Source organism: Pseudomonas sp. 10-1B, from assembly GCF_000935045.1.
In the GTDB taxonomy this organism is placed as follows: domain Bacteria; phylum Pseudomonadota; class Gammaproteobacteria; order Pseudomonadales; family Pseudomonadaceae; genus Aquipseudomonas.
Genome location: NZ_JYKS01000052.1, coordinates 62546 through 76650 on the forward strand (window position 1 = coordinate 62546; position 14105 = coordinate 76650).

A 14105-nucleotide genomic window follows, 5' to 3' on the forward strand; every position below is an offset into this window, starting at 1 on the left:
TTGTAGCTTGTAGCTTGCCGCTTAAATCATTTCCTCGGCGCCCTTGCCGCCGAGCACGATCTCGCCGGCCTCGGCCATACGACGGGCGATGGTGAGGATTTCCTTCTGCGCCGTTTCCACGTCGCTGACCCGTACCGGCCCCTTGGCCTCCAGGTCGTCGCGCAGCAGTTCCGAGGCGCGCTTGGACATGTTCTTGAAGATCTTGTCCTTGACCCGTTCGTCGGCGCCCTTGAGCGACACCACCAGCACGTCGGACGACACTTCGCGCAGCAGCGCCTGGATGCCACGGTCGTCGACGTCGGCCAGGTTGTTGAAGACGAACATCAGGTCTTCGATCTGCTCCGACAGGTCGCTGTCGATCTCGCGGATCGCGTCCATCAGTGCACCTTCCACCGAGCTGTCGAGGAAGTTCATGATGTCGGCGGCACGCTTGATGCCGCCCAGGGTGGTGCGCGCAGCGTTGGAGTTGCCCGAGAACTGCTTCTCGAGGATCTGGTTCAGTTCCTTCAGCGCCGCCGGCTGCACAGTGTTCAGCGACGACACGCGCAAGACGATGTCCAGGCGCACCTTGTGGTCGAAGTTGCTCAGCACTTCACCGGCCTGGTCGGGGTCCAGGTAGGCGACCACGATGGCCTGGATCTGCGGGTGCTCGTAGCGGATCACGTCGGCCACGGCGCGCGGTTCCATCCACTTGAGGCTGTCCAGGCCGCTGGTGTTGCCACCGAGCAGGATGCGGTCGACCAGGCCATTGGCCTTGTCTTCGCCCAGGGCCTGGTTGAGCATCTTGCGGATGTAGGCGTCAGAGCCCACGCCCAGGCTGGTCTGGTCGCCGACGATGTCGACGAACTCGCTCATCACCTGTTCGACCTGGTCACGGTGCACATTGCCCATCTGCGCCATGGCCACGCCCACCCGCTGCACTTCCTTGGGCCCCATGTGCCGCAGCACCTGGGCAGCATCGGTCTCGCCCAGCGAGAGCAGAAGGATCGCCGCTTTGTCGACACGGCTCAGCTTGGCGGTAACGGCTCGGTTGTCACTCATCGGCGTTGATCCACTCTTTCACGACCTGGGCAACACGGCCCGGGTCTTCGGCCACCAGGCCTTTGATTGCGTTGAGCTGTGCCTCGTAACCCTCGCTCGGGCTAGGCAGCAGAATGCTTGTCGGGCCACCCAGGCTGACGCGGTCGCTGGCCAGTTCGCCATCCAGCCCCATCATGCCGCCCAGCTCCATGTCGCTATCCGGGGCAGCCTGCTTGCCGCCCCCTGTGATGTTGTTGAGCACCGGCCGCAGTACGCCGAACACCAGCACCAGGATGAACACCACGCCCAGCACCTGCTTGACGATGTCCCAGAACCACGGTTGCTGGTAGAAGGCGATGTCGGCAATTTCTTCGCCACGATCGGCGGCGAACGGCACGTTGATCACCGTCACGCTGTCGCCACGGCTGGCATCGAAGCCGACCGCGTCCTGTACCAGGCGGGTGAAGCGCGCCAGGTCCTCGGTACCCCATGGCGCACGGGTAGTGTCGCCGGTGGCCGGGTCGATCTTGACCTGGTCGTCCACCACCACCGCCACCGACAGGCGGGTCATGCGCCCCTGTTGCTGGCGGGTGTGGCTGATGGAGCGGTCCAGCTCGAAGTTCTTGGTGCTTTGCTGGCGCTTGTCCGACGGGTACGGCGCGAGCATCGGCTGGCCAGTGGCCGGGTCCATGATCTGCTGGCCGTTGGCATCCACCAACGGCTGGCCTGGCTGAATGGCCGCAGCCGGGGTGGCGGCGCCACCGGTGGTCTGTGGTGCCGACGCGGCGCCTGGCGGCTGGTTGCTCAGCGCACCCGGCACGCCTTGCGGGCCCTGGCTGCTGGCACGTTGTTCGTCGACCGACTGCTCGCTGCGCAGCGCCGGCTGGTCGGGGTTGAACTGCTCGGAGGTCGACTCGACCGCGCTGAAGTCAAGGTCAGCGGACACTTCGGCCTTGTAGCGGTCATTGCCCAGCACTGGCTGCAGGATGTTGTGCACACGCTGGGTAAGCATGCTTTCCACACGGCGGCTGTAGTCGAACTGCTTGCCGGCCTGGGTCAGTGCGGAGTCCTGGATCTGGTCGGACAGCAGGTTGCCCTTCTGGTCGACCACGGTGACCTGGGACTTGTCCAGCTCTGGCACGCTGGTCGCGACCAGGTTGACGATGGCCATCACCTGCCCCGCTTCCAGGGCACGGCCCGGGTACAGCTCGACCAGGACCGAGGCGCTGGGCTTGCGCTCGTCACGCACGAACACCGAGCTTTTCGGGATAGCCAGGTGCACGCGCGCGGCCTTGACGTTGTTCAGGCTGGACACGGTACGGGCCAGTTCGCCTTCCAGGCTGCGACGGTAACGGGTGGCCTCCATGAACTGGCTGGTACCCAGGCCCTGCTCCTTGTCGAGCAACTCGAAGCCGACATTGCCATCGCTCGGCGCCACGCCAGCGGCTGCGAGTTTCAGGCGCGCACGGGAGAGGTCGTCGGCCTTGACCAGCAGAGCGCCGGAATTGGGCTCGACGTTGTAGGGGATATCGGCAGCGGCCAGGGTGTCCATGACCTGCTTGGTGTCCATGCCCGACAGGCTGCCATACAGCGGCCGGTAATCCGGTTGTTGCGACCACAGCACCACGGCAAAACCGATCGCCACGCTGGCGGCCAGACCGACCATGAGTCCAATCTGACGCAGCATGGGCATCTGCGAGATGTTTTCCAGAAACGCCATGCCGAACAGCGGCGGCTTGGGCGCTGCAGGGCCACTTTTGGCAGGGGCGTTGTCGACGACTGCTTCAGCCATGTTTTACGTCCGTCCTCAAACCGGCATCTGCATGATGTCCTGGTACGCCTGGACCAGCTTGTTGCGTACCTGGGTCAGGGCCTGCATGGACACACTGGCTTTTTGCGATGCGATCATTACATCGGTCAGGTCGACGCCGCTCTTGCCGATCTCGAAGGCGTTGGCCAGCTGGGTCGAAGCCTGCTGCGTCTCATGCACCTTGCCGATGGCCTGGCCGAGCATATCGGCAAAGGTACTCTGCCCCGGCGCCAGCTCAGGGGCAGCGGCCACCTTGGGCAGCGACATGGCATCGGCCTGCATGGCCCGCATGTCCAACATCAGACGATTGAATTCAACACCTTGGCTCATGACCCTTCTCTCTCCTGCAGCCGCATTTTTTTGACGCGCATGCGGCGGATGCCTAGGTAAAGCAACAAAGGTGCCAGCCTATACAGCTCAGGCAACACTGCCCCCTGTGGGAGCGGGTTCACCCGCGAAGAATGCGACACGGTGCATGGCACCGGCTTCGCCGGTGTTCGCGGGTGAACCCGCTCCCACAGAGGATCGCGCAGCAGCTGGATACGGTGTGAATCAGCCGAACAGGCTGGCCTCGACGTCAAACCCAGCATCGCGCATCTGCGCCAGCTTGTAACGCAAGGTACGCGGGCTGATGCCCAGGCGTTCGGCAGCTTCTTTGCGGCGGCCGCGCTCGGCGCGCAGGGTGTCGATGATCATCTGATACTCGTGGCGGCGCATGTCGTCACCCAGGCCACTGGCTTCAACAGCCGCCTCAGGTGATAGCCCTGTGCCAGCCGACAATGGAATGGCACCTGCCAGACAGAAATCCGCCGCTTCAATCACTCCGCCCTGTTGCAGGATCAACGCCCGCTGCAAGGCGTTGTCCAGTTCACGCACGTTGCCCGGCCATGCATGCGCCTGCAGGCAGGCGCGAGCCTGGGGCGACAAGCGCACCGGCGCGTGCTTCATCTTGGCCACATGCCGCGCCAGCAGGCGCTCGGCCAGTTGCAGGATGTCACCCGGGCGCTCGCGCAACGGCCGCCAGGCCAGAGGGAACACCGACAGGCGATAGAACAGGTCTTCACGGAAGCGCCCGGCCGCTACCTCGCCGGCCAGGTCACGGTTGGTGGTAGCCAGCACGCGGATGTCCAGGCTGATCGGCTTGCGCCCACCTACCCGCTCCACTTCACGCTCTTGCAGCACGCGCAACAGCTTGGCCTGCAAGGCCATGGGCATTTCCGAGATTTCGTCGAGCAGCAAGGTGCCGCCTTCGGCCTGCTCGAACTTGCCAGCCTGGGCAGCGATGGCACCGGTGAAGGCGCCCTTCTCATGACCGAACAAGGTGGCCTCGAGCATGTTGTCGGGAATCGCCGCGCAGTTGATCGCCACGAAGGGCTGCGCCGCTCGCGGTGACTGCTGGTGAATGAAGCGCGCCAGCACTTCCTTGCCAGTACCGGACTCACCGGAAATCAGTACGGTCGAGTCGCTGCGCGCCACCCGCGCGGCAAGCTCCAGCAACTGACGGCTGGCCGGTTCGCAGGCCACCGGGCCTTCTTCGCCAGTCACACGCCCTGCGGCATGCCGCTCGACCAGACTGAGCAGTGCCTTGGGTTCGAACGGCTTGACCAGGTAGTCGACGGCGCCCTGGCGCATTGCCTCGACAGCGCGCTCCACCGCAGCGTGCGCGGTCATCAGCAACACTGGCAACTGCGGCTGCTGGCGGCGCAGTTGGGCCAGCAGTTGGTGCCCATCCATGCCGGGCATGTTCACATCGCTGATCACCAGGCTGAAGGCTTCCTCCAGCACAGCTTCCAGCGCTTCTTCAGCACTGCCCACCGCCTGGTAGGCGAAACCGCCGATGTCCAGGGTATCGCCCAGCGCCTGGCGCAATACGCGGTCGTCCTCGACCAGCAGCACCTTGATTGCCATTACACGCCCTCCGCCAACTGCCCGTCGATCAACGGCAGCTCCACCCGCACGCAGGTGCCGCGGCCAACCTTCGAGCGCAGGCAGAGCGTGCCCTGGTGCGCCCGCACCACGGCCTTGACCACGGCCAGGCCCAGCCCGGTACCGGTGGCCTTGGTGGTCAGGAACGGCTCGCCCAGGCGACCGAGCAAGTCGGCGTCGATGCCACTGCCGGCGTCGCTCACGCACAGGTGCAAAGTGTGCTCACGACGGAACAGATGCACCTTCAGCCGCGCCGGACCGTCGCTGGCCTGCAGGGCATTCTCGATCAGGTTGAGCAAGGCACCGACCAGGGTGTCGCGATTGCACAGCAGCTCACCCAGGTGGCTGTCGCACTGCCAGCGCACGGCATGCCCCTGAACATGGGCCTGGGCCGCCTGCTGCAGAGCCTGGAACAAGGCTTTCGGGGTTACGCGGTCACCCAGCGGCAGCTCGCCACGGGCGAACACCAGCATGTCGCGCACCTGGTGTTCCAGTTCGTGTAGGCGCTCCTTCAGGGTGCCGGCGAAGCGCTGGCGGGTCTGCGGGTTCAAGTCTTGTTCAGGGTCGGCCAGGTGGCTGGCGTAGAGCATGGCTGCCGACAGCGGCGTGCGGATCTGGTGAGCCAGCGAGGCGACCATGCGCCCCAACGATGACAGGCGCTCGTGGCGGGCCAGTTGGTCTTGCAGGCGACGGGTTTCAGTCAGGTCGTTGAGCAGCACCAACTGGCCGGGCTCGGCATCCAGCGAGCGGGTGGCGATCGACAGGCGACGGCCGTCGCGCAGCGAAACTTCGTGGCCATCATCCTTGCGTGGGGCGAAGCTGCGGGCGATCACCTGGCGCCACAGTTGGCCGATCAGTGGCTCGCCGAGCAGTTCGCAGGCGGCCGGGTTGGCCTCGCGCACCAGGCCCTGGCCATCGATCACGATCACCCCGCCGGGCAGCAAGGCCAGCAGATTTTGCAGGCGATTGGCCAGGCGTTCCTTTTCGCTGAGCTCGTCGATGCGCTGGGCGCTGACCACCGCCAGCTCGCCCTTGAGCTCGCTGACCCGGGCTTCGAGCAGGCTGTAGGACTGGCTCAGCTGGCTGGATACCTGGTTGAACAGGGCAAAGGCTTGCTCGATACCCTGGCGGCTGTCCTGCTCGACCGGGGGTTGCCCCTGCGGATCGGGGGCTCGGGATAGGTGGGCGGCCTGGGGCATCGTGCTCTCTCGCGTGGCTGACCGTCATAAAAACGGTGTGGTGCCAGCGGTGTAGCAATAGCCGTGCCGGAGATGGGGGATTTGGATTGGCAATGCTGGACTCTTCGCGGGCTCGCCCGCTCCCACAGGGCCAGCACAGGATTCAAGCCATGCGCTGTACCTGTGGGAGCGGGCGAGCCCGCGAAGAGGCCGGCACAGGCGGGCCATCAACCCTCCGCCTGATCCTCGCCCCCCTGGCGGCTCATGCCGTACTTGCGCATCTTCTCCACCAACGTGGTACGACGAATACGCAAACGTTCAGCCGCGCGCGCAACGATACCGTTGGCATCGTCCAGCGCCTGCTGGATCAGCCCCTGCTCCAGGCTACCCAAGTAGTCCTTCAGGTCCAAACCCTCAGGCGGCAGCATCGCATGATTGCCGAAATTCGGCGTGCTGCCATTGATCGCCACGCGCTCTTCCAGGTCGCTGCGCAGGCTGTCGACCATCTGCTCGTCTTCGTCATCGACGTAACGAAACTTCTTCGGCAGCTCGGACACACCAATCACCCCATACGGGTGCATGATCGCCATGCGCTCGACCAGGTTGGCCAGCTCACGCACATTGCCCGGCCAGCCGTGCCGGCACAACGACATGATCGAAGCGGAGTTGAAGCGAATGGAACCGCGCTTCTCGTGCTCCATGCGCGAAATCAGCTCGTTCATCAGCAGCGGGATATCTTCCACCCGCTCCCGCAGTGGCGCCATCTCGATGGGGAACACGTTCAGCCGATAGTACAAGTCTTCGCGGAAGGTGCCGTCCTCGATCATGGTCTCAAGGTTCTTGTGCGTCGCAGCGATGATGCGCACATCGATGCTCTGGGTCTTGTTGCTACCCACGCGCTCGAAGGTACGTTCCTGCAGCACACGCAGCAGCTTGACCTGCATCGGCAGCGGCATGTCGCCGATTTCGTCGAGGAACAGGGTACCGCCGTTGGCCAATTCGAAACGCCCGGCACGGCTGGTAATCGCCCCGGTGAAGGCACCCTTCTCATGGCCGAACAGTTCGCTTTCCAACAGCTCGGCCGGGATCGCACCGCAGTTGACCGGCACGAACGGCGCTTCGCGGCGCTTGGAGTGGTAGTGCAGGTTGCGCGCCACCACTTCCTTGCCGGTGCCTGACTCACCCAGGATCAGCACGCTGGCGTCGGTATCGGCCACCTGCTGCATCATCTGCCGCACGTGCTGGATGGCACGGCTGGTGCCGACCAGGCTGCGGAACAGGTTGGGTTCGCGCTGGCGCCCGCGCTCGCGCGCCTGGTCGTACATCTCCCGATAGACTTGGGCACGGTGCAGCGAATCGAGCAGTTGGCTGTAGCTTGGCGGCATTTCCAGGTTGGAAAGGACGCGGCGGCGAAGCTCCTCCGGCAGGTCTGCAGAAGAAATTTCACCTAGAAGCAGAACAGGAAGGAACTCATCCCAGGCAGCCACTGTCTTAAGCAGCCCAGGAAGATTGCCCGGAGCGTTCACGGTGCCGATGAGCACGCACAGCACTTCGCGGCTCGAGGACAACGGCTCGACCGCCTGCTGCCAGTCATGGCTGGAGCATGCCAGGTTTTCTTCGCCGAGAAAGTTCAGCACCACCGCCAGGTCACGGCGGCGCGTGCTGTCGTCGTCGATCAGCAGGATCTTGGTTTCACGCCACATGCAATAGCAACTTCCCTAGTCATATCGGCGCCTCGTGGGCGTGCTCGACATCATTCCGACTGAAATGGTCAGTGTTCGGACGTCAGAAATTCGAAAACAGCTGCTAGTAAAGTCAAAAACTTCAAGGCAGTCAAATTTATGGCGCCGCGCCTTGCTATTTCGCTCAGCGTCAGCTGAACAAATGGTATACCTTTGTGGCCTGTTTCGCTTGGTTGATATTCGACATTTGTGTGACCAACGATTGACGCTCGTCACTTGCAACGTCGATTAGCTGACGGTAAACCGCCATCAACGCTTCCAAATTGGCCCGTACTGCGGCTTCGTCTTCTTGCTCATCCTGCAGCACTTCATCCATCAGCGCCCGGCAGCTCAGATCGAGCTCACCGATGGTTGCCCAGTCGCGCGCTTGCAGGGCCTCGCTCAGGGCCAGGCGGGTGTCTTCGATTTGCTGCAATGCGCTCATGGGGAACTCCTTGGGGATTATTGCTCAGCCGAAGCGATGGCGTCCCAGCCGCTTTTCACGGTGATCAACAGCTGGGCGACTTCGTCGATGATGGCCGGGTCGCTGTGCAGGTTGGCCTGGGTCAGGCGACGGGCCATGTAGTCGTACAGGCTGTCGAGACGGTCCAGCTCGTCGGGGTTGTCGGTCTTTTCCTTGTCCAGGCCTTCACGCAGGCCACCGATGATATCGATGGCCTTGCCCAGCATCACACCCTTCTGCGCCACGTCACCGCGCGCGATCGCACCCTTGGCCTGGGCCATGCGGTCGAGCGAGCCCTCCATCAGCAGCTGCACCAGGCGGTGCGGGGTAGCTTCGGAAATCTGGGCGTGGGAATTGACCTTCTGGTATTGGCGAAGGGCTCTCATCGGGTGCATGGGGAATCCTCAGTGAACTTGGCGCGGCAGTGGCCGCATACCTAAGTAATCGGCCCTGCTCCAGCTTTCTTTAGGGCGATCAGTCGTCGCTATTGGCTTTGTTCAGCGCGTTGAGCGTGGTCATGACGCTGTCGCTGGTAGCCTTGAGTTGCGCGACCATTGTATCCATGGCGTTGTATTTCTTGGTCAAGGTTTCGGTCAGCGACTCGATACGACGGTCCAGAGCAGTCTGCGCTTCTTCCAGTTGCTTGAGCTGGTTGGTCAGGTTGGTCTGACGAGAGGCCAGGATACCACCGGTCTTGGCGTATTCCTCGGTGGTGGAAGTCATGCGAGTGAGCAGGCCTTCCTTACCGGTGAACAAGCCACTGATGTCGGCACCGTATGTTTTGACCGCGGCGTCCCACTTGGTGTCGTTGAGTTCCAGCAGGCCGGTTTTCTGGACGGTGTTGATGCCCAGCTGCGACAAGGTACGCAGGCCGGTACTGCCGACGCTGCGGCTGATCTCGCTGCGGATGGAGTTGACCAGCGAGCGCATGGTGGCATCGCCAGTCAGCGCCGCCGAACCGGTGGCGGATCCATCAGAACCCGTGGTGACCTTGGTCTGGGCATTGATGGTGGTCATCAGCGCATTGTAAGCGGTGACGAACGACTGCACGGACGTCTTGAGCGTATCGTTATTGCTCGAGACCGCAAGGTTGGCCTTGCCTTCCTTGACCAGCGTGATGTCCACGCCACTGATGGCGCCCGTCACAGTATTGGAGGCCGACTCCAGCTCCAGACCGTCCAGCGTGTACTTTGCATTCTGCGGCTCGGCGATGGTGGTTACATCCGTAGCCATGCTGGCATCGCCGCCCAGCGTCAGCTCGGTGCCCTCACCCATTTTGGTAGACGAGAAGATCAGCCGCGAGCCGCTGGCGTCGGTGACGATGTTCGCGGTGATGCCCTTGGACTGTAGCTGGCCATTGATCGTATCGCGGGCTTGCTGCAGGGTCGCGCCGTTGGCGATGGTCACGCTGTGGGTAGCACTGCCCTGGCTGATGGTCAGGGTCTGCGATTGACCCGAATCGTTGACGATGGTCGAAGTCTTTTCGTAGACCTGCGTCGAGATCTTGGAAGCCGTCGCCAGCTGGGTAACTTCGAGGGCATAGTTGCCAGACGAAGCCCCATCTCCCAGTTTGATCTTGGCGATGGCTTCATCGGACGACGATGATGCCAGGCCGGAAAAGCTCGAAGCCGTGTTCAGCTTGGCAATGGCTGCACGGAAGGTATCAAGTGCGCTCTTCACAGTGCCGATGGCTGACAGTGACGTGGTGGCTGTGGTGGTCTGGTTGTTGATCTGGGTTTGCTTGGGCGCCTTCTCAGCGTCCGCCAGCGCCTTCACGATACCGCTGATATCGAGGCCAGAGCCAAGCCCACTGATGGTTGAGCTCGCCATATCACATCTCCTTAATCGTTGCCGCCGGTTTACCGACGAAAAGGCATCCGTGCGCTAATAAACAAAAGCCGTGCCAACTCAGGCCTGCGTGTCAAACAACAGGCTGTTGGCGTCCTTCAGGTTTTCCGCCAGCTTCAGCGCCACTTCGGAGGGCAATTGGCGGATGACTTCGCCGCTTTGGCGGGCGATGACCTTGACCACCACCTGACCGGTGGAGTCATCGATCGAAAAGTCGAGTTGTCGCTCTGAAGCCTTGACGAAGTCTTGGATGGCATTTACGGCACTCTCCAGTTCTGCCCTGGCTACAGGCTTGGATTCTTTGTCGGCAGGTTCGTTGGCTGCCTGTTCGTTTGCTTGCCGCTTGCTCGTCGATGCGTCGGGGGCAGCGGAGGCGGGATAGGACAGGCCCAGTTTCACGCTCATATCCATGTCTTACACCTCTTTATTCTGGAAAGACGAAAGGGTACGTCACCGTACCCTTCGTCAAACTACTCAGCTTTTGGAATTAGCCCAGCAGTTTCAGTACCGACGACGGCAGCTGGTTGGCCTGGGACAGGATCGCGGTGGAAGCCTGTTGCAGGGTTTGCTGCTTGGTCAGCTCGGCGGTTTCCGAAGCGAAGTCGGCGTCCTGCACACGGCTACGGGCAGCGGTGGAGTTTTCCGAGATGCTGTTCAGGTTGGCAACGGTGCTGTCGAAGCGGTTTTGAACGGCACCCAGCTGGGCGCGCTGGCTGTCGACTTGGGCGATGGCGGCGTCCAGAGCCTGGATAGCCTTCTGAGAGTCTTCTGCGGTAAGGATATCCAGATTGGAAACGGTGGTTTCCATTGCTACTGCTTCAGTCTTCGCTGGTGCAGCAGTAAGCCCAAGCTCCCTCAAGCCAGTACCGTTGCTACCATCAGCGATAGTGATGTCTTTATCGGAGAACAGCTTCAAGGAATTATCAGCAGGATCTTTGCTAGCAGTGACACCAGTGCTGGCACTGTTAATAGCGGAAACCACTGCATCCATGGTATCGCCTTTTTTGAACTTAACTTCGATACCATTCAGAGTGATCGAAGTGTCAGCATTCAGTTTCGCCTCGGTAGAACCGGCAGACAAACCAAGCTTAGCCAGAGCGCCTGGCCCTTTGGCTGCGTCACTGCCGTTGGTGAGGTTAACGGCTTTACCATCAGCAGATGTCAAAACCAAGCGACCATGATCAACGCTAGCGGTTACCCCAGTAGATTTGGTCGGATCGGTTGCATCAGTGGTCTTGAGGTTGATTGCATCAACAATATCAGCCAAGTCGTCGCCTGCATCGAAATCAACCAACTGCCCATTCAGGCTAATTTGAGCAGCGGTCGCCAAACCCGGGGTGCCAGGCACGGCAGCAGCGCCACCAGTGCCCACAAGCGGGGTAGTATCATCTAAGCCTAAGAAGTCGCCATCTGCTGCAATGCTAAAGGCGGAGGCGGATGTGAAGGCAAGATCCCCACCACTTACAGACGCAGTAACGCCAAAGCCAGCCGCATTAATCGCTGCCGCAGCGTTGGCCGCAGTGTCACCGGTCGTTTCGTCCAGTGTAAGGGTATTACCACCACCGAAATCGAGGGTGACAGTATCGCCAGTTGAAAGCGCTACAAAAGTATTAGCAGTAGCAGTGTATGGAGTAGCGGGCGTCCCACCAGTAACGTCACCAGTAAATGTGCTGCCCGTTACGTTGGCAGCCAGGCGAGTTGCACCTCCAGCGACGCTCGCTTCGCTATACGAACCCTTCAGGCCGGTAGCGCTAATATCACCCATTCCGAAGGAGATGGTTTCATTGGCGCTGGCGCCAATCTGGAAGCCAACATTCTGGAACGAGCCGTCCAGAATGTTACGACCACCGAAAGTAGTGGTATTGGCGATACGGGTTAGCTCACCAGTCAAAGCAGTAAATTCCTGCTGCAGGGAAGTACGGTCGTCATCGCTGTTCGAGCCGTTAGCCGACTGCAGGGCCAGCTCACGCATACGCTGCAGAATGCTGGTCGATTCCTGCATCGCGCCTTCAGCGGTCTGGGCGATGGAGATGCCGTCGTTGGCGTTTTTCACGGCAACGCTCAGGCCTTTGATCTGGCTGGTCAGACGGTTGGCGATCTGCAGGCCAGCGGCGTCGTCTTTGGCGCTGTTGATTTTCAGGCCAGAGGACAGGCGGGACATGGAGGTGCCCAGCGCGTCGGAAGCACGGTTCAGGTTCTTCTGAACGCCCAAGGAGGTGATGTTAGTGTTAACGGTCAAAGCCATGACGAATTCCTCGTTGTATGGATACTGCGGCTTCCGGCCCTGGCGACAGCCGGGTGTGGCCTAGAGAACCTTCGTAATGGTTATCGTCGGGTAAGCGGGTTGCTTGAGGGGTTTTTCGAAAAAAAAATACTGGCATGGGGCCAGCCCCGAGAAATCAAGGGGTTAAGGGCGATTTATTGGCGTCAGATTCCGCTCTCATGCAGGCTGAATGCCATCCATCAACACCCATGCCCCCCCCTGTGGGAGCGGGCGCGCCCGCGAACACCGGCAAAGCCGGTGCCATCCACCGAGTTGTCTTCTTCGCGGGCTCGCCCGCTCCCACAGGAGGGCCTGGTGAAGGCCACGATTTTCTTTCAGGCATGAAAAAAAGCGCCGGGCGGTGGCCGCCGGGCGCTTTTTTGAACTGCTGGGGATCAGTCGCGATACAGGATGGCCGACCCCCACGACAGGCCCACACCAAAGCCGCTGATCGCCACGCGCTTCCAGCTGCCATCGAGCATGTGCTTCTGCAGCAGCAGCGGCACACTGGACGACACGGTATTACCCGTTTCCAGCATGTCCTTGACGAACTTCTCCGGGTGCTGCTCTTCGAAGCGCCGGGCCACGGCATCTACAATCGCCGCACTACCCTGGTGAATGCAGAAGGCATCGATATCCGACGACTTCAGCCCGCTGGCATCCAGCAGCTCGTGCAGGTGCGCCGGCACCTTGACCAGGGCGAAGTTGAACACCTGGCGGCCATTCATGAAGAACTTGCCATCAGTGACTTTCAGGTGCTCGGCACCAGAACCATCAGTACCGAAACGCGCCTGGCCCAACTGCCATACCGCATCTTCACCCATCCAGGTAGCCGTGGCAGCGTCGCCGAACAGCATGGTGGTGTTGCGGTCTTCCGGGTCGACGATCTTCGAATACGGGTCGGCAGTGATCAGCAGGCCGTTCTTCAGCCCTGCCGCTTCCATGAAGCCTTTGATCGCATAAAGGCCATACACGTAACCAGAGCAGCCCAACGACACGTCGAACGCCGCCACGCGGGTGGACAGGCCGAGCTTGCTCTGGACGATGGCGGCGGTGTGCGGCAGGCCTTCTTCGTCACCGTTCTGGGTGACCACGATCAACGCATCGATCGACTGCGGGTCGAGGTCTGGGTTGCTGGCGAACAGCGCCTGGGCGGCTTCTACGCACAGGTCGGAGGTTTCCTGCTCTTCGGCCTTGCGCGGCAGGAACGACGCGCCAATCTTGCCGAACATGAACTCTTCGTCCTTGCCGAACTTCGCACCCTGGACATAGTTATCCAGACCAGCGGAGGGCACGTAACTCGCGATGCTTTTGATGCCAATCATTCTGGCTTCCCAATGAAAACAGCCAAAGACCACCACTCGATGAATTGAGGGCGCCAAATACCGGAGCGTCACCGCTGGGGGTTGAAGGCAGTGCTCGCCTGCGCACCGGTAACAAAATGCTGCAACAGCTGCTGCATAGAATACAGGGAAGATGACCGTTTTGACTCATTGGTCACATTGAAATGCTACGAAAGCCTTGCTGAGGGTGTGAGGGACAGGATTTTCGCAGGCATGAAAAAGCTGGGGCCGCTTTGCGCCCCTTCGCGGGCAAGCCCGCTCCTACAGGTATTGTGGTGGCCTCAACCGCACGCACAACCTGTGGGCTGTGCTGTCGCGCAGAGAACAGGGGCCATTGTGGGAGCGGGCTTGTCCCGCGAAGCAGGCGACGCGGTTTATGGCACCGGCTTTGCCGGTGTTCGCGGGACAAGCCCGCTCCCACAGGGGTCGCATCAGGGCTGACAGGCGTTGACCACAAGATATGCAGCGCCTGTGAGACCGAGCGCCGCCCGCGCGGCGCATCGCGAGCTGGCGCTCGCTCCTACGTTTGTTTC

At 61.5% G+C, this 14105-nt stretch carries 12 protein-coding genes; all 12 read right to left on the reverse strand.

All coding sequences use genetic code 11. The features are described from left to right. Window positions 1–21: 21 nt before the first annotated feature. Complete coding sequence (fliG, locus tag TZ03_RS23930; RefSeq protein ID WP_003254434.1) at window positions 22–1041, reverse strand: flagellar motor switch protein FliG; 1020 nt, start codon at window positions 1039–1041, stop codon at window positions 22–24. Then, window positions 1034–2812 carry a flagellar basal-body MS-ring/collar protein FliF gene (gene fliF / locus TZ03_RS23935; RefSeq protein WP_051100827.1) on the reverse strand — a complete coding sequence of 593 codons (1779 nt, stop codon included), beginning with the start codon at window positions 2810–2812 and terminating at the stop codon, window positions 1034–1036. Before fliF ends, fliG begins: the two co-directional genes overlap by 8 nt. Window positions 2813–2827: 15 nt before the next feature. After that, a complete protein-coding gene (fliE, locus tag TZ03_RS23940; RefSeq protein ID WP_013973606.1) occupies window positions 2828–3160 on the reverse strand; it encodes a flagellar hook-basal body complex protein FliE in 333 nt (110 codons plus the stop codon). A 222-nt stretch (window positions 3161–3382) separates the two neighbouring features. Beyond that, window positions 3383–4738 (reverse strand): sigma-54-dependent transcriptional regulator, encoded by a 1356-nt coding sequence (locus tag TZ03_RS23945; protein ID WP_051100828.1) that lies wholly within the window; start codon window positions 4736–4738, stop codon window positions 3383–3385. Further along, on the reverse strand, window positions 4738–5955 hold the full coding sequence (locus TZ03_RS23950) for a sensor histidine kinase (RefSeq protein WP_051100829.1): 1218 nt from the start codon (window positions 5953–5955) through the stop codon (window positions 4738–4740). The genes TZ03_RS23945 and TZ03_RS23950 overlap by 1 nt, the downstream gene beginning before the upstream one ends. A 206-nt stretch (window positions 5956–6161) precedes the next feature. Beyond that, entirely contained in the window at window positions 6162–7637 is a 1476-nt protein-coding gene (gene fleQ / locus TZ03_RS23955; protein WP_051100830.1) for a transcriptional regulator FleQ, read from the reverse strand. A 169-nt stretch (window positions 7638–7806) separates the two neighbouring features. Next, the gene (locus TZ03_RS23960) at window positions 7807–8100 is read right to left on the reverse strand and encodes a hypothetical protein (RefSeq protein WP_051100831.1); all 294 of its coding nucleotides are present in this window, start codon (window positions 8098–8100) and stop codon (window positions 7807–7809) included. A 17-nt stretch (window positions 8101–8117) separates the two neighbouring features. Continuing rightward, the gene (fliS, locus tag TZ03_RS23965; RefSeq protein WP_051100832.1) at window positions 8118–8513 is read right to left on the reverse strand and encodes a flagellar export chaperone FliS; all 396 of its coding nucleotides are present in this window, start codon (window positions 8511–8513) and stop codon (window positions 8118–8120) included. 79 nt (window positions 8514–8592) lie between these two features. Beyond that, a complete protein-coding gene (fliD, locus tag TZ03_RS23970) occupies window positions 8593–9948 on the reverse strand; it encodes a flagellar filament capping protein FliD (protein WP_051100833.1) in 1356 nt (451 codons plus the stop codon). Window positions 9949–10026: 78 nt separating this feature from the next. Further along, a complete protein-coding gene (locus TZ03_RS23975; RefSeq protein ID WP_051100834.1) occupies window positions 10027–10377 on the reverse strand; it encodes a flagellar protein FlaG in 351 nt (116 codons plus the stop codon). A gap of 76 nt (window positions 10378–10453) precedes the next feature. Beyond that, window positions 10454–12211, reverse strand: coding sequence for a flagellin (locus tag TZ03_RS23980; RefSeq protein ID WP_051100835.1), 1758 nt, complete (start codon window positions 12209–12211; stop codon window positions 10454–10456). Window positions 12212–12624: 413 nt separating this feature from the next. Next, window positions 12625–13554 (reverse strand): ketoacyl-ACP synthase III, encoded by a 930-nt coding sequence (locus TZ03_RS23985; RefSeq protein ID WP_041505714.1) that lies wholly within the window; start codon window positions 13552–13554, stop codon window positions 12625–12627. Window positions 13555–14105: the final 551 nt, after the last annotated feature.